At 68.7% G+C, this 20,255-nt stretch carries 20 protein-coding genes and 1 pseudogene; 10 read left to right on the plus strand and 11 right to left on the minus strand.

Features of this window, described 5'->3' with window-relative positions; genetic code table 11:
- Positions 1–115: 115 nt before the first annotated feature.
- Positions 116–670 (plus strand): chorismate mutase, encoded by a 555-nt coding sequence (locus EJK91_RS14090; RefSeq protein WP_125079240.1) that lies wholly within the window; start codon positions 116–118, stop codon positions 668–670.
- A 9-nt stretch (positions 671–679) separates the two neighbouring features.
- Here the strand turns inward: EJK91_RS14090 and pssA are convergent, their stop codons facing one another.
- The 4 genes from pssA to EJK91_RS14115 all read right to left on the minus strand — a co-directional run bounded on the left by pssA (position 680) and on the right by EJK91_RS14115 (position 4,621).
- The gene (gene pssA, locus EJK91_RS14095) at positions 680–1,582 is read right to left on the minus strand and encodes a CDP-diacylglycerol--serine O-phosphatidyltransferase (RefSeq protein ID WP_024440106.1); all 903 of its coding nucleotides are present in this window, start codon (positions 1,580–1,582) and stop codon (positions 680–682) included.
- Positions 1,579–2,286, minus strand: a complete 708-nt coding sequence (locus EJK91_RS14100; RefSeq protein ID WP_024440105.1) for a phosphatidylserine decarboxylase — start codon at positions 2,284–2,286, stop codon at positions 1,579–1,581. Before EJK91_RS14100 ends, pssA begins: the two co-directional genes overlap by 4 nt.
- Positions 2,287–2,465: 179 nt before the next feature.
- On the minus strand, positions 2,466–3,683 hold the full coding sequence (moeA, locus tag EJK91_RS14110; RefSeq protein ID WP_125079241.1) for a molybdopterin molybdotransferase MoeA: 1,218 nt from the start codon (positions 3,681–3,683) through the stop codon (positions 2,466–2,468).
- A 14-nt stretch (positions 3,684–3,697) separates the two neighbouring features.
- Positions 3,698–4,621: an SDR family NAD(P)-dependent oxidoreductase gene (locus EJK91_RS14115; protein ID WP_125079242.1), complete on the minus strand. Its 924-nt coding sequence runs from the start codon at positions 4,619–4,621 to the stop codon at positions 3,698–3,700.
- Between the two features lie 101 nt (positions 4,622–4,722).
- Here EJK91_RS14115 and EJK91_RS14120 point away from each other — a divergent pair, with 101 nt between their 5' ends.
- Positions 4,723–5,235 (plus strand): PH domain-containing protein, encoded by a 513-nt coding sequence (locus tag EJK91_RS14120; RefSeq protein ID WP_125079243.1) that lies wholly within the window; start codon positions 4,723–4,725, stop codon positions 5,233–5,235.
- Between the two features lie 34 nt (positions 5,236–5,269).
- Here the strand turns inward: EJK91_RS14120 and EJK91_RS14125 are convergent, their stop codons facing one another.
- Positions 5,270–6,169, minus strand: coding sequence for a TIGR03619 family F420-dependent LLM class oxidoreductase (locus tag EJK91_RS14125; RefSeq protein WP_024440101.1), 900 nt, complete (start codon positions 6,167–6,169; stop codon positions 5,270–5,272).
- A gap of 84 nt (positions 6,170–6,253) precedes the next feature.
- Positions 6,254–6,877 (minus strand): NADPH-dependent F420 reductase, encoded by a 624-nt coding sequence (locus EJK91_RS14130; protein WP_046301135.1) that lies wholly within the window; start codon positions 6,875–6,877, stop codon positions 6,254–6,256.
- Between the two features lie 96 nt (positions 6,878–6,973).
- Between EJK91_RS14130 and EJK91_RS14135 the strand changes: the two genes are divergently transcribed.
- Both EJK91_RS14135 and EJK91_RS14140 read left to right on the plus strand, forming a co-directional pair.
- Positions 6,974–7,453 carry a MarR family transcriptional regulator gene (locus EJK91_RS14135; protein ID WP_046301136.1) on the plus strand — a complete coding sequence of 160 codons (480 nt, stop codon included), beginning with the start codon at positions 6,974–6,976 and terminating at the stop codon, positions 7,451–7,453.
- 111 nt (positions 7,454–7,564) lie between these two features.
- The gene (locus tag EJK91_RS14140; protein ID WP_125079244.1) at positions 7,565–9,058 is read left to right on the plus strand and encodes a PH domain-containing protein; all 1,494 of its coding nucleotides are present in this window, start codon (positions 7,565–7,567) and stop codon (positions 9,056–9,058) included.
- Positions 9,059–9,091: 33 nt separating this feature from the next.
- On the opposite strand, the gene EJK91_RS14145 is transcribed toward EJK91_RS14140, so the two are convergent.
- Complete coding sequence (locus EJK91_RS14145; protein ID WP_046301138.1) at positions 9,092–10,795, minus strand: DEAD/DEAH box helicase; 1,704 nt, start codon at positions 10,793–10,795, stop codon at positions 9,092–9,094.
- A 55-nt stretch (positions 10,796–10,850) separates the two neighbouring features.
- Here EJK91_RS14145 and EJK91_RS14150 point away from each other — a divergent pair, with 55 nt between their 5' ends.
- The 3 genes from EJK91_RS14150 to cobU all read left to right on the plus strand — a co-directional run bounded on the left by EJK91_RS14150 (position 10,851) and on the right by cobU (position 14,818).
- Entirely contained in the window at positions 10,851–11,549 is a 699-nt protein-coding gene (locus tag EJK91_RS14150) for a M24 family metallopeptidase (RefSeq protein WP_024440096.1), read from the plus strand.
- 181 nt (positions 11,550–11,730) lie between these two features.
- On the plus strand, positions 11,731–13,356 hold the full coding sequence (groL, locus tag EJK91_RS14155) for a chaperonin GroEL (protein ID WP_046301139.1): 1,626 nt from the start codon (positions 11,731–11,733) through the stop codon (positions 13,354–13,356).
- Positions 13,357–13,486: 130 nt separating this feature from the next.
- Entirely contained in the window at positions 13,487–14,818 is a 1,332-nt protein-coding gene (cobU, locus tag EJK91_RS14160) for a bifunctional adenosylcobinamide kinase/adenosylcobinamide-phosphate guanylyltransferase (protein ID WP_125079245.1), read from the plus strand.
- Here cobU and EJK91_RS14165 read toward each other — a convergent pair.
- Positions 14,799–15,200: a pyridoxamine 5'-phosphate oxidase family protein gene (locus EJK91_RS14165; protein ID WP_125079246.1), complete on the minus strand. Its 402-nt coding sequence runs from the start codon at positions 15,198–15,200 to the stop codon at positions 14,799–14,801. The genes cobU and EJK91_RS14165 overlap by 20 nt on opposite strands.
- A 26-nt stretch (positions 15,201–15,226) precedes the next feature.
- Positions 15,227–15,613, minus strand: a complete 387-nt coding sequence (locus tag EJK91_RS14170) for a hypothetical protein (protein WP_125079247.1) — start codon at positions 15,611–15,613, stop codon at positions 15,227–15,229.
- Between the two features lie 63 nt (positions 15,614–15,676).
- On the opposite strand from EJK91_RS14170, the gene EJK91_RS14175 reads away from it, so the two are divergent.
- Positions 15,677–16,693 (plus strand): aldo/keto reductase family protein, encoded by a 1,017-nt coding sequence (locus tag EJK91_RS14175; RefSeq protein ID WP_125079248.1) that lies wholly within the window; start codon positions 15,677–15,679, stop codon positions 16,691–16,693.
- A gap of 4 nt (positions 16,694–16,697) precedes the next feature.
- On the opposite strand, the gene EJK91_RS14180 is transcribed toward EJK91_RS14175, so the two are convergent.
- Together EJK91_RS14180 and EJK91_RS14185 are read right to left on the minus strand one after the other, a co-directional pair.
- Complete coding sequence (locus EJK91_RS14180; RefSeq protein WP_125079249.1) at positions 16,698–17,510, minus strand: class I SAM-dependent methyltransferase; 813 nt, start codon at positions 17,508–17,510, stop codon at positions 16,698–16,700.
- A 4-nt stretch (positions 17,511–17,514) separates the two neighbouring features.
- The gene (locus EJK91_RS14185; protein ID WP_125079250.1) at positions 17,515–19,272 is read right to left on the minus strand and encodes an N-acyl-D-amino-acid deacylase family protein; all 1,758 of its coding nucleotides are present in this window, start codon (positions 19,270–19,272) and stop codon (positions 17,515–17,517) included.
- A 46-nt stretch (positions 19,273–19,318) separates the two neighbouring features.
- Between EJK91_RS14185 and EJK91_RS14190 the strand changes: the two genes are divergently transcribed.
- Positions 19,319–19,699 (plus strand): VOC family protein, encoded by a 381-nt coding sequence (locus EJK91_RS14190; protein ID WP_024440088.1) that lies wholly within the window; start codon positions 19,319–19,321, stop codon positions 19,697–19,699.
- An 11-nt stretch (positions 19,700–19,710) separates the two neighbouring features.
- Positions 19,711–20,246, plus strand: a pseudogene (locus EJK91_RS14195) (mycothiol transferase).
- The last annotated feature ends 9 nt before the right edge of the window (positions 20,247–20,255 follow it).

Genomic DNA, 20,255 nt, shown 5'->3' on the forward strand with positions numbered 1-20,255 from the left:
CAATGGTGGTGGTACCAACCCTTCCAACCCCAAGCACCACCGGCACCTAACTAGGTGGTGCCGTCAAACGCTCGACAGCCGCAGTGTGGTTTTGCCACGCGCTTAAATAGAGCCTATGCGGTCACACACTCTGACGGTGGTGCTCTGCGCGGTCCTGCTGCTGGCCCCTCCGGCCCGGGCCGAGGGTGCGTCCCCGTTGTCCGACCTGGTGGACGCGGCGGCCCAGCGGCTCCAGGTCGCCGACGACGTGGCGGCGATCAAATGGCAGACCGGCGGTGCCATCGAGGACCCGGCCCGGGTCGACCAGCAACTGGTGAAGCTGGCGACCGAGGCCGCCGGGAAAGACCTCGACCCCGACTATGTGCGGCGGATCTTCGCCGACCAGATCGCCGCGACCGAGGCCGCCGAGCACTACCGGTTCGCCCAGTGGAAGCTGGACCCGGCGGAGGCCCCGTCCACCGCTCCCGAGCTGGCGGCCTCACGGGCACGCATCGACGGCTTCAACCAGATCATGCTGGCCCAGATCGGCCGCCGATGGGAGCTGCTGCACTCACCCGATTGCGCCGGCCAACTCGACGAGGCAACCCGAACCGTCAGCGACGCACGACGGCTCGACGAGTTCTACCGGCGGGCGTTGTCCTCGGCGACACAGGGCTACTGCGCCCGCTAGTCGCCGGCGCTACCGGCCAGGCTTGCGTAGCCGCAACCGGGCCATCGACTGCCCACTGGGTCGACGGATGCCGCGCCGCACCCCCGGGCGACGGCCCGGCTGTGCCCGGCGAATCGCCCGCCGCGCGGCCCTGCGCTCCCGGGGCGCGTCCTCCCAGGCCTCCGGGTGTGCGGCGACCCAGCGCTGACTGCGGACCGAGAATGGGATGGTGCACAGGTACAGCCCGATCAGCACCAGCACCAGCACGTAGGGGAACAGGAAAGCCGCCGCGGCCACCAGCGCCAGCACCGCCAGCAGGACCGCGGCCAGGTGCGGCGGCACCGACACGGCGTGCATCTTGCGCATCGGGATTCGGCTGACCAGCAGCATCGAGGTGCCCACCACCCAGATGCAGGTGAACCACTGTGACGTCCACCAGCCGTCGCCGAACTGCAGCTTGGCGGCCAGCAGGCCCATCAGGGTGATGGCACCGGCCGGTGCGGGCATCCCGACGAAGAACTCCCGGGTGTAGGCCGGCAGGGTGGCGTCGTCGAGCAGCGTGTTGAACCGGGCCAGCCGCAGCACCACGCACACCGCATACAGCAGCACCACGATCCAGCCCGCCGGCTGTGTCGACAGCAGCGTCACATAGATCACCACCGCGGGCGCCACCCCGAAATCGACGGCGTCAGCAAGGGAGTCGATCTCGGCACCCATCCGCGACTCGGCGTCCAGGATGCGTGCCACCCGGCCGTCCAGACCGTCGAGGATGGCGGCGGCGGCGATCAGCGCCATCGCGAGATGCGGTTGGCCGTCCAGCGCGTACTTGATCGAGGTCAGGCCGGCGCAGATCGCCAGCACCGTCATGGAGCTGGGCAGGATGTGCAGACCCACCGTGCCCCGGCTGCGGGCCTGCTGGGCGGGAGTCGTCATGACAGGTCGGCTAGGACGGTCTCGCCGGCGACCATGCGCTGGCCGACGCCGACCAGCGGTCGCGTTCCGACCGGCAGGTAGACGTCGAGTCGCGAGCCGAAGCGGATCAGGCCGTAGGTATCGCCGATCGCCAGATGGTCACCGGGCCGGGCGTTGCACAGAATGCGCCGGGCGACCAGCCCGGCGACCTGCACGGCGATCACCTCGGCACCTTCGGCGGTACGGATCCGCACGCTGTTGCGCTCGTTGTCCTCGGCGGCTTCTGGGCGGTCCGCGGACCCGAACCGGCCGGCCCGGTGCACCACCTCGATGACCTCACCGCCGATCGGAGCCCGTTGCACATGGGCGTCGAAGACCGACATGAAGATGCTGACCCGCGGCAGCGGGGTGTCCGGCAGATCCAGCTCCGGTGGCGGGGGTGCCGAGTCGACCAGGCAGACCATGCCGTCGGCCGGGGCCACCACCACACCGGGGCGAGTCGGTGGCACCCGATGCGGATGCCGGAAGAACCCGGCGCAGGCTCCTGCGGCCAGCAACCCGGCGCCGCGCAGCCACCGCTGGTTGCGCCCCAGCAGCGCCACACCCAGCGCACTGCCGATGAACGGCAGCCCGGCGCTGTGCATCGGCGGCACCGTCGAGCGCACCAGCTCGATCAGGTGCCGAAGACCGCCGGGATCATCTGCTGCGCGGGGGCGTCTGGCCATTGGGACATCTTAGAAGCTGCGGGATCTATGCGGCGGTCCCAGCTTCGGCTCTCCTTCGTCGAGCCTCGCTGAACCGCCGGGATCTCTGCGGCGGTCCCAGCGTCGGCTCTCCTTCGTCGAGCCTCGCTGAACCGCCGGGATCTATGCGGCGGTCCCAGCGTCGGCTCTCCTGCCGGGCATCAGCCGGTCAGGTCCCAGACTTCCACCTCGGTGCCCACCGGCAGCTCGGTCACCTCGTCAGCGATGTCCAGGAGGCAGTTGGCCGACGCCAGGTAGCGCAGATGGTGCGAGGCCGGCGGCCCGTAGTTGGTGACGGTCCCGGTTTCGTAGTCGAGCAGCCCGCGCCGGAACTGCCGCTTGCCGGCTGGCGAGACCAGCTTCTCGCTCAGTACCGCGGTGCGGCGCGGGCGATCCGGCTTGGGCAGGTCCATCGCCCGGCGCAGCGCGGGCCGGACGAAGACCTCGAAGGACACCTGGGCGCTGACCGGGTTGCCCGGCAGCGTGATGATGGCCGCGGCGCCGACGCGGCCGATGCCCTGCGGCATCCCGGGCTGCATCGCCACCTTGACGAAGTGCACGCCCTGATCGCCGTCGCGCCCGAAGACGTCCTTGACCACCTCGTAGGCTCCCGCGCTGACCCCGCCGCTGGTGATCACCAGATCCACCGCCCCGTCACGTACGCCGTAGCGGTCGAGGACTTCGGTGAACGCTGCGGTGTCGTCGGCGACCGTCACGGCGGCCACCACCTCGGCGCCGGCGTCACGTACCGCGGCCGCCAGCATCACCCCGTTGGATTCATAGATCTGACCGGGCTCCAGCGGCGTGCCGGGTTCGATCAGTTCAGAACCGGTGGAGATCACCAGCACTCGCTGCCGGGGCCGCACCGTCAACTCGGCCAGACCCAGCGCCGAGGCCAGGCCGGCCGCCGGAGCACTGACGAGTTGGCCCGCCCAGAGCACGGTGGCGCCCTCGGCGACATCGCCGCCGGCCCGGCGGATGTGGCGGCCCTTGGCGGTGGCGGCGTTGATCTGGACCACGTCGGTGCCGCCGTCGGTGGCCTCGACCGGGATCACCCCGTCGGCGCCGCAGGGGATCGGTGCCCCGGTCATGATGCGGTGCGCGGTTCCCGGGGTGATCGTGGGGATATCGGTGCGTCCGGCCGGAATGTCCTCGGTGACGGGCAATCTCACCGGCGTTTCAGGTGTCGCCGTGGCGATGTCGTCGGCGAGCACGGCGTAGCCGTCCATCCCGGAGTTGTCGAAGACCGGCAGCGGGATCGGTGCGATCACGTCCGCGGCCAGTACCAGTCCTTCGGCGTCGGCCAGTGCGACCGTGACCGGTGGTCGGGCCTGGATCAGGTCGGTGACGGCCCGCTGGTGCTCTTCGACGGATCGCATCCCGACAGTCTGACTCAGACCGGGAAGGTGATTCCTGTCAGCTCCTGCGACACCGCCCACAACCGCTGCTGCAACTCGACGTCGTGCGCCTGCTTGCTGGCGTCCACCAGCTTGGGATATCCGCGCTGTTCACCGATGCCGCTCGGACCGAAGTACTGTCCGCCGGTCACCCCGGGGTCGGTGGCGGCACGCAGCGTGGGCAGCGCGCCTATCGCGGCGCTTTGCACGACCAGGGGCGTCAGTAAGCGGTCCGCGGGACGTAGCAACGGCGGCAGGTGCCGGGTCAGTTCGGTGTTGGCGGTGCCGGGGTGCGCGGCGACGGCGATGGTCGAGCGGCGTTTGGCGCCCAGGCGGCGCTGCAGTTCGTAGGTGAACATCAGATTGGCCAGCTTGGACTGCCCGTAGGCGGCGATCCGGTTGTAGCCGTGCTCCCACTGCAGGTCGTCGAAGGGGATCGCGGCCATGATCCGGTGCGCCATACTGCTGACGGTCACCACGCGGGACCCCTTCACCCGCAGCATCCGCGGCAGCAACAGGCCGGTCAGGGCGAAGTGCCCCAGATGGTTGACGCCGAACTGCAGCTCGAAGCCGTCGACGGTGCGCTGTTTGGGCGTGTACATGACGCCGGCGTTGTTGATCAGCAGATCGATGCGGGGGTGGGCGGTGCCCAAGGCCTCGGCGGCTTCGCGGACCGACGCCAGCGAACTGAGATCGAGTTCTTGGACCTCGACGCTTGCCTGCGGGTGCGCGTTGCGGATCCGTTTCGCCGCCGCGCTGCCCTTCTCGAGGTCGCGCACCGCCAGCACCACCAGCGCGCCGTGCCCGGCGAGTATCTCCGCGGTGTGATAGCCGATTCCCGTGTTGGAGCCGGTAATTACCGCGACACGGCCGGTTTGATCCGGCACATCTTCCGCAGCCCATCGGTCCCGGCTACTCATGCGACAACGATACTCAGGTGACGCATCGTGCGCCGGGTGGAATTTCGCCGGTCGTACGGTCGACGGTGCGGCGCAGCCTGCGTCCTGACATCCTCTCCTACATGGCGCAGCACGCAGACGGGTCTCCGGAGATCAGCCTGGTCGATCCCACCAATCCGCCCAGCTCCCGAGCGCCGTTGGTCTGGGCGCTGGTCGGCGCGGTGCCCTGGCTGTTTCTGGCGCTGCTGCAGGTGGGTTGGGCGATAGCCGACGAGCGGCTGGCCTGGCTGCACGGCGCCGCTATCGGGGTCACCGCCGTGGGGTTTCTGGTCTCGGCGGTGATCGCCCCGCTGTGGCGCTACCAAGTGCACCGGTGGGACGTCAGTGACCAGGCGGTCTACACCCGCACCGGGTGGTTGGTGCAGGAGCGCCGGATCGCGCCGATCTCGCGGGTGCAGACCGTCGACACCTACCGGGGTCCGCTGGACCGTCTGCTGGGGCTGGCCAATGTGCGGGTGACCACCGCGTCGTCGGCGGGCGCGGTGCACATCGTGGCGCTGGATGCCGCCGTGGCCGACCGGATCGTGGCGCAACTGACCGACATCGCTGCGCTGGGTGCCGAGGACGCCACGTAAGTAGTCGGCTACGCATCCGGGGTAGCTACGACGATCAAGCGGTCAGACCAGCACGCCATCGGGCGATCACCTGGCCGGCGAACTCAAGCATCTGGTCAAGGGTGGGGAACATGGCGAAGGCATCCACGATCGCCTCGTCAGCGCCGGACCCGGCGAGGCGCTCGAGCTTGCCGGCAACAGTCTCAACCGACGTGCCCGGTTCGAGGTTGATCCGCATGGCCGTCTTCAGCGCGTCCGGATCGCGGCCGGCTTCCTTGGCCGCACGGCGCGCAATCGACCACAGGTGGTCGGTGACCTCGTCTTGTAGTCCTTCGACCCCGAGCCAGCCGGTCCCGCTGCGGCCGACGCGTCGCATCGCGGCCTCGCTGGCCCCTCCGATCCAGATGGGCGGACCGCCGACTTGCACCGGGCGCAGGTCGGCATGGACCGGCGGCAGCGAGAAGAACTCGCTGTCCCACGACACCGGGGTGGTGGTCCACCACCGGTGCAGGAACGCCAGCAGGTCATCGAGCATCTGCCCGCGGCGGCGCCAGTTCGCACTGCGGGCGATGTCGTGTTCGTCCTTCATCCACCCGATGCCCACGCCCACGTCAAGGCGGCCTTCGCTGAGCACGTCCAGCGTGGTCAGCAGCCGGGCCAGGTGTGGCGGCTCGTAGTAGAACGTGCTGAGCGTGCTGGCGTTCAGCCGGATCCGACTGGTCGCCGTAGCGGCGACGGTCCACAGCAGCACCGGATCGAGGTAGCGGGTCATCTGCGGTGGGTACGGCTGCTCTTTACCGGGATAGGTGCTCTGCATAGCGACCGGGGTGACTAGGCGATCGCCGACCCACAGCGTGTCGTAGCCAAGGTCCTCGAGTCCGCGGCAGAACGCACTCAGACCAGCGGCGCTGCTGATAGCGGGCCCGACGATGGGAAGTGCAAAACCAAGTTTCATCGCGATTCCTTTCGGTGATCCATCAACCATTGCGGGGGCGCGGATCACCCGGCGCAATCCTCGCGTGGACGAGTGGCGCTGGGCTCAGGCGGCAGCGGTGGCGCCGAGGGCGAAGTCGAAGTTGCCCACTCCGTGACGGGCGAGGCCCATCATGACCAGGCCCGTTCCTTCCAGCCAGTGCGCCATGTTCAACCCGCCGACGTCCAGCGGGCGCAGCTTGAGGCTGGCGATGAACTCCGCCACGGCCGCCTTGGCGCGCGTGTCGTCGCCCGCGAGGAAGACGTCGAGCGGCCGGCCCTGGGCCAGCACCACACCGAAGATGGTGTTGAACGCCTTCACCACGCTGGCACTGGCCGGGGCGGCCTTGGCCACATCTTCCGCGACCGAGGTGCCCTCGGGGATGGCCAACCCGTCCGCCGCGGGGTTGAAGGGGTTGCTGATGTCGACGATGACCTTGCCTGCGAGGGCATCTCCGTACTGGGTGACGACCGGGACGACGTGGGCGTACAACAGGGCCACGATGACGATGTCACCGGCCGGTACGGCGCCGAAGTCTCCGGTCGTGGTGCCGCCGCCGAGAGTCCGGGCCAGGTCGGCGGCTTTGGTCTGGTCACGGCCGATGATCTCGACGGTGTTGCCGCCCGCTACCGCCAGCGTGCCGATGGCACGGGCCATGTTTCCGGTGCCGATGATGCTGATGCTGCTCATGAGGTGTCCCGTCTATACTGAGGCTCAAAAGGTTGACTATTCAACCTTAGGCTGGTTTGGATGATGCGTCAACAAATTGAGGAGGTGTGGAGGCCGATGGAACCGAACTGGCTGAACCCGCGCGAAGACCGCGCCTGGCGGGCCTTCGTGCACGCGCACCAACAGATCGAGGCCCACCTCAACCGGCGCCTGCAGAAGTCAGGCCTGTCCGGGGCCGACTACGAAGTTCTGGCGGTGCTTTCGGCTCTCGACGAGGACCGCATGCCTGCCCACGCACTGTGTAAAGCACTGAGCTGGGAGAAGAGTCGCCTCTCCCATCAGGTGCGTCGCATGCAGAAAGACGGGCTGATCAGCCGGGAACCCAACCCGGACGACGCTCGCAGCACCATGGTCTGCCTGTTGCCGGCCGGCCGCGACGCCATCGAGAAAGCGGCGCCCGGACACGTGGAGGATGTGCGCCGCAACTTCGTCGACCTGTTCACCGCGGCGGAACTCGACATGCTCGCCGCCCTCAACGAACGAGTCCTGCACCACTTGGCAGAAGGCGACACCGCCGACGACGGCGAGCTCTCCTAGCGATTCGCCCCGCCTGGCGGTCACTGGGCAACGCGTGCGGATACGGTTCCATGCAAGGCGCGGCGAGATGCCGTCGCGCAGGCGCATTTTGCCCAGGCACGGAGAAGGCTGATGAACAGCACACAGCGCGCTGGACAATGGCAACGGCTGAGCCCGCGGATGCTGCTGGTGCATCCGCTGCACGAAGTGCTGCGCGAACTGCCCCTGCTGATCGCGGTGGTGGTGTTCGGCTCAGCGACCGACAACCGCCCCTGGGTGCTGGCGGTGGTGTCGGTGATCGCCGTGGTGGGCGTGACGCGGTGGTTCACCACCACCTACCGCATCGAACCCGACCCCGACGCCGGCCGGGTCGAGCTGCGCTCCGGTCTGTTGCGCCGCAAGGTGCTTTCGGTGCCCCGCAACCGGATTCGCTCGGTGGAGACCGACGCCCGGCTGTTGCACCGCATGCTGGGCCTGACGGTGTTGCGGGTCAGTACGGGTCAGCATGCCGCCGCGGACGGCGCCTTCGAACTGAACGCGGTCGAGAGCAGCGAGGTTCCCCGGCTGCGCGCGACGTTGCTGTCCCACACCGGGCAAACCGGCGAAACGGCGACCGCATCGGTGCGGGCCCCGGCGACGGTGCTGGCGCGGTGGCGGCCGTCGTGGTTGCGCTACAGCCCGCTGAGTCTGTCCGGGCTGGTGATGGTCGGGGCCGCGGTGGGTGCGCTCTATCAGAGCGGAGTCTGGGCGGCGCTGGAGGATTCGCCGGTGAGCCGGTCCTGGCTTCAGGCTGCTGAACAGTTCGGCGTCCAGCAGAGCCTGACGCTGATCGCCGCCCTGCTGGTGGTGGTCTCCATGCTGTTGGCGGTGCTGCGCTCGCTGGTGACCTACGGAGGCCTGGTGTTGTCCCGTAGTTCCGGCGCCGGCGGGGACATCTTGGCGCTGAGCTATGGCCTGCTGCGGGTGCGCGAACACAGCTACGACATGCGCCGGTTGCGCGGTGGAACGCTGCGGCGCCCCCTGCTGGTGCGTCTGTTCGGCGGCGCGCGGCTGGATGCGGCGATGACCGGGGTCAACGGGGAAGGCGAGTCGTCGATCCTGCTGCCGCCCTGCCCGCGGGTTACCGCCGAAGAGGTCCTGACCGGGTTGGTCGCCGACCCACTCGTGGTCACCGGCCCGTTGCGCAAGCACGGCGCGGCGGCGACTCGCCGGCGCTGGACGCGGGCGCTGCTGTTGCCGGTGGCCGCCGGGGCCGGGCTGGGGATTGCGACGGCGTTCATTGCGCTGCCCCAGTGGTGCTGGCCGGCCTGGGGGGCGATGACGCTGGGCGCCGCATTGCTGGCCGTCGACCGAGTGCGCGCCTTGGGGCATCGCGTCGACGCGCACTGGCTCTCGGCGCGCACCGGCAGTTGGGAGCAGCGCCGCTACTGCATCGAAACCGCGGGCATTGTCGGCTGGACGGTGCATCAGAGCTGGTTTCAGCGCCGCGCCGGAGTAGCCACCCTGATCGCGGCCACCGCCGCGGGCGTCAAGGCCTATCGGGTGATCGACGTGCCGCAGGAGTGGGCGTGGTCGGTGGCCGCGCAGGCATCGCCCTGGGTTGCGCACAGCGCCTGGACTCGCTGAATCTCCGGCGCCGGCTACCCCACCCGTCGCGGGCTATGACTCGCGATGGAGCTGCCGAATCGCCACGATCCGCGCCCGCAGCTGATCCGACGTCGCGGCCGCCACCGGGGGACCGCCGCAGCGCCGGCGCAGCTCGTTGTGGATCCAGCCGTGCGGCTTGCCGAGCCGATGGTGGGCCGCCGACACCAGCGCGTTGAGCTCGTGACGCAGTGCCCGCAGTTGGCCGTGCGTGGTCGTCGGCGCCGGAGCCCCACCAGCGGCGGCCACTTTCGACCGGCGGTCCAACTGCTCTTCCTGGCGCTGCCGCAGCAGGTCGCGCATCTGGTTGGCGTCCAGCAGCCCGGGGATGCCAAGGTAGTCGGCCTCCTCCTCGCTGCCGGCCGGGGTCGCGGTGCCGAACGAGGCGCCGTCGAAGATCACCTGGTCCAGCTCGGCGTCGGCACCCAACGACTCGAACTTGTTGTCCATCTCGGAGGGTTCGTCGCGCCGGCGCTGCGCGTCCTCGAACTCGTCGCGTTCGGATTCCCGATGCGGCTTGCCCAACACGTGGTTGCGCTGCTGCTCCATCTCGCTGGCCAGGCCCAGCAGCGACGGCACCGACGGCAAGAAGATGCTGGCGGTCTCGCCGGGCCGCCGTGACCGCACGAACCGGCCGATCGCCTGCGCGAAGAACAACGGGGTGGCGGCACTGGTGGCGTAGACCCCGACGGCCAGCCGCGGCACGTCGACGCCCTCGGAGACCATCCGCACCGCCACCAGCCACGAGCTGGTGGCCGCGGAGAACTGTGCGATCTTGTCCGACGCGCTGGGATCGTCGGAGAGCACCACGGTGGGTTCCTCGCCGGTGTGCCGTTTCAGCAGCACCGCATAGGCGCGCGCGGCCTTCTGATCGGTGGCGATGATCATGCCGCCGGCATCGGCCATGCCGCCCTCGCGCAGCTGGCGCAGCCGGGTGTGCGCGGCGGTGATCACCGCCGGCATCCATTCCCCGGCCGGGTCCAGCGCGGTTCGCCACGCTCGGGCGGTGTGCTCGGCGGTCAGCGGCTCGCCGAGTCGGGCCGCGTGCTCCTCACCGGCGCTGTCGCGCCAGCGGGCCTCACCCGAATAGGCCATGAACACCACCGGGCGCACCACGCCGTCGGCCAGCGCGTCGGTGTAGCCGTAGCTGTCGTCGGCCACCGAGCGTAGGTGGCCGGCGCCGTCGGGCTCGTAGCTGACGAAGGGAATGGGGCTGTCGTCGCTGCGGAAGGGCGTTCCGGTCAGCGCCAGCCGGCGGGTGGCATCGTCGAACGCCTCGCGGATGCCGTCGCCCCAGCTTTTGGCGTCGCCGCCGTGGTGGATCTCGTCGAAGATCACCAGGGTTTTCGCGGCCTCGGTACGCACCCGGTGCCGGGTGGGGTGGCTGGCGACCTGTGCGTAGGTGACGACCACGCCGTGGTACTCGGAGCTGGTCTGCGAGTCGGAGTTGGAGAACCGTGGATCCAGTGCGATGCCGTGGGAAGCGGCGGCCGATGCCCACTGCACCTTGAGATGTTCGGTGGGCACCACGATGGTGATCCGCTCGACGGTGCGGTCGGCGAGCAGCTCGGCGACGATCCGCAGCGCGAACGTCGTCTTACCGGCGCCGGGGGTGGCCACCATCAGGAAATCTCGCGGCTTGGCGGTCAGATAGCGCACCAGAGCCCGGCGTTGCCAGCCCCGCAAAGCCCGGGTGCTGGGCGCTGCTTCAGCCCGCACCCGGTCTCCTATCTGATCGAGATGCAGTCTAGGGCAAGCCGATAGGATCGCTGGCGTGTCCACCCCGCGCGAGCCGGAATCCGTCCGTGTCGAGCGGCTCCGCGACGCGCAGGACAAGGCCGTCGAACTGTTCGACGTGATCGAGCGCCGCGGCATGGTCCGCCCCGGAGTCGGCGAGCGGCAGCTCTCCGATGAGATCCGCGACCTGGCCGCGGACATGTTCGGGGTGACGCGGCACTGGCATCGGCGGGTGGTGCGGGCCGGGGAGAACAGCCTGCTGCCGTTTCACGCCGACCCGCCCGACCGCGTCATGGCCGACGACGACATCGCCTACCTGGATCTGGGGCCGATCTTCGAAGAGTGGGAGGCCGACTTCGGTCGCACCTTCGTGCTCGGTGAGGATCCGGACAAGCTCGCGCTGCGTGACGCGCTGCCACGGGTGTGGAGCGCGGGTCGCGCCTTCTTCGACGCGCACGCCGACATCACGGGCGCGCAGCTGTTCGAACACGTCGTCGGCCTGGCCCAGGACGAGGGCTTCGAGTTCGGCGCCCCCATCGCCGGGCACCTGCTCGGGGAGTTTCCGCACAAGAAGATCTCCGGTGACGACGCGCGGTTCTACGTCGCGCCCGGATCCGACGAGCCGATGCGCCGGACCGACCCCACCGGCCGGGTCTGCCACTGGATCCTGGAGGTGCACCTGGTGAACCGGGCCCGCGGCTTCGGCGGCTTCTATGAGCAGCTGCTCGATCTCTAGCAACCTTGCACTCTCCATAGGCGAGTGCTAAAAATGACGTTGGCACTCGCGACCGGTGAGTGCTAGGTCGGGACGGTGAGGCACGGGGCCGCACCTGCGGAGCACACCCACAGCCGTCCGTCGCGGGCACTGCACCCGACCGACAAGACGTGCACCCCCTAACCGGAGGAATCACTTCGCAATGGCTAAGCAAATTGCGTATGACGAAGAGGCCCGTCGGGGCCTCGAGCGGGGCCTGAACGCCCTCGCCGACGCGGTCAAGGTGACGCTGGGCCCCAAGGGCCGCAACGTCGTCCTGGAGAAGAAGTGGGGCGCCCCCACGATCACCAACGATGGTGTGTCCATCGCCAAGGAGATCGAGCTGGAGGACCCCTACGAGAAGATCGGCGCCGAGCTCGTCAAAGAGGTCGCCAAGAAGACCGACGACGTCGCGGGTGACGGCACCACCACCGCCACCGTGCTGGCCCAGGCCCTGGTTAAGGAAGGCCTGCGCAACGTGGCCGCCGGCGCCAACCCGCTGGGTCTGAAGCGCGGCATCGAGAAGGCCGTCGAGAAGATCACCGAAGGTCTGCTCGCAACGGCCAAAGAGGTCGAGACCAAGGAGCAGATCGCGGCCACGGCCGGCATCTCCGCGGGCGACCAGACCATCGGTGACCTGATCGCCGAGGCCATGGACAAGGTCGGCAACGAGGGTGTCATCACCGTCGAGGAGTCCAACACCTTCGGCCTGCAGCTCGAGCTCACCGAGGGTATGCGCTTCGACAAGGGCTACATCTCGGGCTACTTCGTCACCGACGCCGAGCGTCAGGAAGCCGTCCTGGAGGACCCCTACATCCTGCTGGTCAGCTCCAAGATCTCGACCGTCAAGGACCTGCTGCCCTTGCTGGAGAAGGTCATCCAGTCCGGCAAGCCGTTGCTGATCATCGCCGAGGACGTCGAGGGCGAGGCCCTGTCCACCCTGGTGGTCAACAAGATCCGCGGCACCTTCAAGTCCGTTGCCGTCAAGGCCCCGGGCTTCGGTGACCGCCGCAAGGCGATGCTGCAGGACATGGCGATCCTCACCGGTGGCCAGGTCATCAGCGAAGAGGTCGGCCTGTCGCTGGAGACCGCCGACATCGCCCTGCTGGGCACCGCCCGCAAGGTCGTCATCACCAAGGACGAGACCACCATCGTCGAGGGCTCGGGTGACTCCGACGCCATCGCCGGCCGGGTGGCCCAGATCCGCGCCGAGATCGAGAACAGCGACTCCGACTACGACCGCGAGAAGCTGCAGGAGCGCCTGGCCAAGTTGGCCGGCGGTGTTGCGGTGATCAAGGCCGGGGCCGCCACCGAGGTGGAGCTCAAGGAGCGCAAGCACCGCATCGAGGACGCTGTGCGTAACGCCAAGGCCGCCGTGGAGGAGGGCATCGTCGCCGGTGGTGGCGTGGCCCTGCTGCAGGCCGCTCCGTCGCTCGACGAGCTCAAGCTCGACGGTGACGAGGCGACCGGTGCCAACATCGTGCGTGTCGCGCTGTCGGCTCCGCTGAAGCAGATCGCCTTCAACGCGGGCCTGGAGCCCGGCGTTGTCGCCGAGAAGGTCACCAACTCGCCGTCGGGCACCGGCCTCAACGCCGCCTCTGGCGAGTACGAGGACCTGCTCAAGGCCGGCGTTGCCGACCCGGTGAAGGTGACCCGCTCGGCGCTGCAGAACGCGGCTTCCATCGCGGCCCTGTTCCTGACCACCGAGGCCGTTGTCGCCGACAAGCCGGAGAAGGCGGCCGCACCCGCGGGCGACCCGACCGGTGGCATGGGCGGCATGGACTTCTAAGTCTGGTTGCACGAGAGGCCCGGCCTCCCTTCGGGGGCCGGGCCTTCGTCGTTTACGTTGACTCTGCTGCTACGGCGGGAAAGCGCCAGTGGGGCGCGCTCTGGGCGCGAAGTCAACGGCGGGAGGTGCCATGGAAGTCCTGCTGCTGGGCACCGGCAGCGCCGACGGCTGGCCCAACCCGTTCTGCCGCTGCGCCTCCTGCGCGACGGCGGCACACGTGCGCGGCCAGACCGCCGCACTGATCGATGACGTGCTGCTGCTGGACTGCGGCCCGGAAGCGCCGCGTGCCGCGCTGCGCCTGCGGCGCTCACTGGCGAAGGTCCGCCACATCCTTTTCACCCACGGCCACCCGGACCACGTCGGCCCGGCTGCCCTGCTGATGAGGCACTGGACCGGGGCCGTCGAACCACTGGACGTGGTCGGCCCACCCAGCGCCCTGCAGCAATGCGAGCACTGGGTGGGGCCCGACGATCCGGTGCGATTCATCACCGTGCAGCCCGGTGACCGGATCCGGCTCGGCGACTACGACGTGCGAGTTCTGGCTGCCGCCCACGGCGCCGACATCGGCAGCGACGCAGTGCTCTATGACCTGGAATCGGTTGGCGGCCGGATCTTCTGGGCCACCGATACCGGGCCGCTGCCCGAGGGGACGCACACTGCGGTGGCCGAGGCCGGCTACGACGCGGTGTTTTTGGAGGAGACGTTCGGGACCTACACCGGACACGGCACCGAGCACCACGACCTGTCGGCGTTCGCTGCGACCATCTCGCGGCTGCGCCGGTCGGGGGCCGTCACCGACAGCACCGATGTCGTCGCGGTACACCTGAGCCACCACAATCCTTCCGAGCCGGAATTGACTGCCGTACTGTCAGATTCAGGCGCCCGGCCGGGGCGTGACGGTGAGGTGGTGCGAGTGGGCGCAGCAGGCGGTCGCAGCACCCGCACGCTGGTGCTGGGCGGAGCACGCTCCGGCAAGTCGGCGCACGCCGAGGCGCTGCTGGCCGACGAGCCGGCGGTGACCTACCTGGCCACCGGCGGTGTGCGCGAAGGTGACCCGGAATGGGCCGAGCGGGTGCGGCTACACCGGTCGCGGCGGCCCGGTTGCTGGCGCACCGTCGAGACCACGGACGTCGCCGAGGAACTGCGGTCGGCCCCCAACGCGGTGCTGCTGGACTGCCTGGGCACCTGGCTCACCGCGAGGATGGACCTGCACCACGTGTGGGACGGCGGCGCGCTGGACGGTGTGCACGCCGATATGGACGAGCTGGTGGCGGCCTGGCAGGCCTGCCCGGCGCCGGTGGTGGCGGTGAGCAACGAGGTGGGCAGCGGGGTAGTGCCGGCCACCGCGTCGGGTCGGCTGTTCCGCGACCTGCTGGGAGTGCTCAACGCGCGGATCGCCGCGGCCTCCGACGAGGTCGTGCTGATGGTGGCCGGACGACCGCTCAGGCTCCCCGCGGACTGACTTTAAGGTCGACGCAATCGCTGTAACAGGGTGTCTCGCCCGGTGATTCGGGCGTGGCGACTCGGATCAGGACGGCACGGCTGGGCGAGATCGTCACGCTGGCCAGCTCACCGGCATCGGACACCTGGGCGGTGCCGTCGACGATGACGGTGTAGCCGCCCGGAACCGGCGGTGGCCACATCACGGTCACATCCGCGGTGCGCGCCAGGTTCGCCCGGCTGCGCCGCCCGCCCAGCGCACCGATGTGCACGGTGTCGCCCCGCAGTACCGGCATCACCGGCACCGGGTGCGGACGATTCTCGGCATCGACGGTGATCAGGTAGGCGTAGTCGCGGCCCGCGAGCTTCTCGGCGAGTCGATCGAAATCCACGGTAGCGCTCATGAATTCGAGCCTAAACCCCCAGGCTGTCAATCTGCCTTGAGTTGCACGCAGTCATGGGCGGTGCCGATCGCCTGCTGGGTTCCGGGTTCGAACACCGGCCGGTGCAGCAGGGCTTTGGTCGGCGTCACCAGCACCGGGGCGGCCGGATCCTCGGGAAGTTCGGCCTGGCCGTCGACGAGCAACGAGTATTCGCCGACGTCGCGGGCGGGCCAGACCAGGCTGACGGCGGTGCGGCTCGACAGGTTCGCCCGGCCGTGCGACCCCACCGGCCCGATGTTCAGCCGGGTGCCCTCGAAGGTGGGGGTGATCGCGGTGGTGCGGACGCGGTAGTCATCACCGACGGTGACCAAAAATGCGAACCGATAATCACGCAGCAGCTCGGCCAGGCGTGCGAGGTCGACGGGACGGGCCATGGCGTCCAGGATAGTGATCGCCGCACGAGACACGTCCCAGTGTCGTGGGCCAAGATGGTTCCTATGGAATTTCGCTACCTGGGCAACTCCGGCCTGCAGATCTCCGAGATCACCTACGGCAACTGGCTCACCCACGGTTCGCAGGTCGAGAACGACGTCGCCACCGCGTGCGTTCACGCCGCGCTGGATGCCGGCATCACCACCTTCGACACCGCCGATGTCTACGCGAACGGGCGAGCCGAGGAGGTGCTGGGCGCCGCGCTGAAGGGACGGCGGCGGGAATCGCTGGAGATCTTCAGCAAGGTCTACTGGCCGGTCGGCCAAGCTCCACTGGGCAAAAACGACACCGGCCTGTCCCGCAAGCACATGATGGAGGCCATCGACGGGTCGCTGCGCCGGCTGGGCACCGACTACGTCGACCTGTACCAAGCGCACCGGTATGACTCGTTCACCCCGCTGGAGGAGACCATGCAGGCCTTCGCCGACATCGTGCGGGCGGGCAAGGCGCTCTACATCGGGGTCAGCGAGTGGACCGCCGACCAGATTCGCCAGGCCCACGGGCTCGCCCGCCAGCTCGGCATCTCGCTGATCTCCAGCCAGCCGCAGTATTCGATGCTGTGGCGGATCATCGAGCCCGAGGTGGTCCCGGCCTGCCGGGAACTGGGCTTGAGCCAGATCGTCTGGTCGCCGATGGCCCAGGGCGTGCTGTCCGGCAAGTACCTGCCCGGTCAGCCGCCGCCGGCCGGCTCGCGTGCCACCGACGAGAAGGGCGGCGCGAACTTCATCAAACGCTTCATGACCGACGACGTGTTGACCCGGGTCCAGCAGTTGACGCCGATTGCCGCGGAGCTGGAGCTGACGACAGCGCAGTTGGCGATCGCCTGGGTGCTGCAGAACGACAACGTCGCCGCCGCGCTGGTCGGGGCGTCGCGCCCGGAACAGGTCACCGAGAACGTCAAGGCGTCCGGCGTGCGGATCCCCGATGAGCTGTTGGCCCGCATCGATGAGGTGCTGGGCGACGCGGTCACCAGTGACGCCGAACTGGTCGCTAAATCCACCCCGCCGAAACGCTTGCTCTAAGCCGTCATACCCGGCACAGGAGCTGGCTGTGCAGCAGTGCCAGCCAGCCGTCGGGGTGAGCGGCCCAGCTCCGCCATGCCTGCGAAATCGCCTGCAGCTTGGCCTGATCGGCGGCACCGCTGACCAGCAGTTGCTCGGCGATAGCCGACTGCAGGATCCGGTCGGCCCACATGCCGCCCCAGTGCTCCCGCTCGGCGGGTGTGCCGTAACACGTCGCGCTGGTTGTCGGGGTGATGTCGGTGAACCCGGCCGCGTGCGCCCAGGCCAGCAGATGCCGGCCCGCGTCGGGCTCGCCGCCGTTGGCTCGCGCGGCGTCACGGTACAGACGCAGCCAGTCGTCCAACTCTGCCGACGCCGGATACCAGGTGAACGCCGCGTAGTCACTGTCGCGCACGGCCACCACCCCGCCGGGCTTACACACCCGGCGCATCTCGGTCAACGCGGTCACCGGGTCGGCAACGTGCTGGAGCACCTGATGGGCGTGCACCACGTCAAAACTGTTGTCGCCGAACTGCAATGCATGCACGTCGGCCACCACAAAGTCGATATTGTGCCGATCTCGCTCGCGTGCGCAGTCGCGGGCCAGATCCAGTGCCTCGGGGACCGGCTCAATGGCGGTCACTCGGCCCGGTGCGACGAGGGCGGCCAGGTCCACGGTGATGGTTCCCGGCCCGCAGCCGACGTCGAGTAACTGCAAGCCCGGCGCCAGCGATCCCACCAGATAAGCCGCGGAGTTCTGTGCGGTACGGGAGCGGTGGGCACGCAATACCGATTCGTGGTGGCCGTGGGTGTATTTGGGCTCGGGAGGCTCGGTCACACCGTCAAACGGTACGCCCAGTGAGCTCCGCGGATGGTTGGGACGGCGCGGGCTGGCGACCGCGCACCAGCCTGCCGGGCCGGGCCGCGGTGGGCTTGCCGTTCTCGGCGATGATCTCGCCGGAGACGATCGTCGCGACGTAGCCGACGGCGGTCTGATCCAATCGACGTCCCCCGGCGGGGAGGTCATAGGTGACCACCGGCTTGTGCAGTCGCAGGTTCTGGTGGTCGATGACATTGAGATCGGCCTTGTAGCCCACCGCGATGCGGCCCCGGTCCTCGAGTCCGGCGATCCTTGCCGGTGTGGACGTCAGTTCGCGGATCGCCGCTTCGACGCTCAGTCGGCCCGTCGCGCGGTCCCGGGCCCAATGGGTCAGCACATAGGTGGGAAAACTGGAGTCGCAGATCATTCCGTAGTGCGCGCCGCCGTCTCCCAGGCCCAGCACGACGTCGTCGCGGCGCATCAGGGCGTTGACGGTGTCCAGCGAGTTATTTTCGAAATTGGCCAGCGCGTCGAGCAGGATCGCCTGCCCGTCGTCGTCGAGCAGCCGGTCATATGCCTCCTCGGCCGGGGAGACGCCGCGCGCTCTGGCTCGTGCCGCAATGCTCTTCGACGGATCTGGCTCGTAGTCCGGGTCATCGTCGAGCGGGAACGTCCAATCCCAGGATTGGGCCAAGTAGGCCAGCGGATTGGTCGGGACGATCGTGGGGTGGTCGGACAGAATCTGTTGCCGTACTTCGGGTTTGCGCATCTCAGCAACCCGCTCAGGCAGCGGTAGATCAGCGATTTTCTGGTAACTGGGGTAGAGCACGAAGGGGTGGATGCTCAGGTCCAGTCCGACCATCAGCCCGATCGGGCGGGGGAATATCTGCGCGGTGATTGCGGCGCCGGATCTATTGGCCTTCTCCACCATGGCCATGGCATCGCGCCAGAGCGGTGCGCCGGCGTTGCCGATCAGCAAACTGAACGTGACGGGCAGGCCCGCTTCGGTAGCCGCATCGAAAACCTGTTGCAGCACAGGCTGGTAGGTGCCTTCGGGGAGATCCGGGACGAACTGGATCAAACCGCCTCCGCCGTCGGCCAGGCCGCGGCTGATCGCGAGGATCTCGGCGTGGGAGGCGTCGTAACTGGGGATCTGGGTGCCGGTCGTAGTGCGGTGGGTCATCAGCCGTGAGGACGAGAAACCCAGTGCGCCAGCCTCGGCGGCCTCTTGGGCCAGCCGGCGCATCTGCGCCAGATCTTCGGGCGTAGCCGGTTCGCGGTCGACGCCGCGCTGGCCCATCACGTAGACCCGCAGCGGTGAATGCGGCAGAAAAGCGGCGACATCGATATCGCGACGGCGCCTGTCGACGGCATCCATGAACTGCGGGAAGGTCTCCCAGGTCCACGGCAGCCCATCGGTCATCACCACACCGGGAATGTCTTCGACGCCGGCCATCAGATCCACCAGCACGTCGTGGTCTTCGGTCCGGCACGGTGCGAAGCCCACCCCGCAGTTGCCCATCAGCGCGGTGGTCACGCCATGTGCCGAGGAAGGATTGAGTCGGTCCGACCAGATGGACTGCCCGTCGTAGTGCGTATGTAGGTCGACGAAACCCGGTGTGACCAGCAGTCCGGTCGCATCGATCACGCGATGCGCGTCCCCGGATACCTCGCCGATCTCGGTGATGACGCCGTCACGAATCCCAACGTCGCCGACGTAGGGGTGGCCGCCCAGTCCATCGACAATCGTGCCGTTGCGGACCACGACGTCGAGGCTCATCTAGTTAATCTACGACCCGGCGGTTCCACATGCCAGGATGTATTCCGTGATCGACCATGTGGGCATCAACTGCAGCGACTACGCCAGATCGCAGGAGTTTTACGACGCGGTGCTCGACGTGCTCGGCTACAGCCGGAAGATGGATGTCGGCGTGGCCATCGGCTACGGCAGTGGCGACTGCGCCCCCGACTTCTGGATTGCCGACGCCAACGCGGGCGACGCTTCCGGCCCCAACCGCGAGGTCCACCTCGCATTCAGCGCCGCCGACCGCGACCAAGTCCAGGCGTTCTACGACACCGCCGTGCGATTGGGTGCCGAACCCCTGCATGCGCCGCGGCTCTGGCCCGAGTACCACCCCGGCTATTTCGGCGCCTTCGTCCGCGATCCGGACGGTAACAACGTCGAGGCGGTCTGCCACCAGGCGTAGCGTCGGGCGGTATGACGGAGAACGATACAACCGCCGCTCTGCAAGTGCTGCTCCGCGACGCATTCACCGGCTGATCGAGCACGCCGACGAACTCACTGACGGCCTCACCGATGAGGTGGCCGACTATCGGCCCACGGCGCAGGCCAACAGCATCGCGTGGCTGCTCTGGCACAGCGCGCGGGTGCAGGACATTCAGATCGCCCAGGTCGCCGGCGTCGAGCAGGTGTGGACCCGCGACGGCTGGGTGGACCGGTTCGGCCTGGACCTGCCGCGTGATGACAGTGGCTACGGGCACAGCCCCGCCGAGGTCGCCAAGGTCCACGCCCCGGCAGACCTGCTGGCCGGCTATTACCGCGAGGTGCACCAGTTGACCCTGGGGTACCTCGACACCGTCACCGCAGACGAGCTGGCTCGGGTCGTCGACACCCATTGGGATCCGCCGGTGACGGCGGGGGTCCGGCTGGTCAGCATCATCGATGACTGTGCTCAGCATCTGGGGCAGGCCGCGTACCTGCGGGGCTTAAAAGAACAAGCTCATCAGACTTGACACGTGTCG

The organism is Mycobacterium sp. P7213 (assembly GCF_900604305.1).
GTDB lineage: Bacteria > Actinomycetota > Actinomycetes > Mycobacteriales > Mycobacteriaceae > Mycobacterium.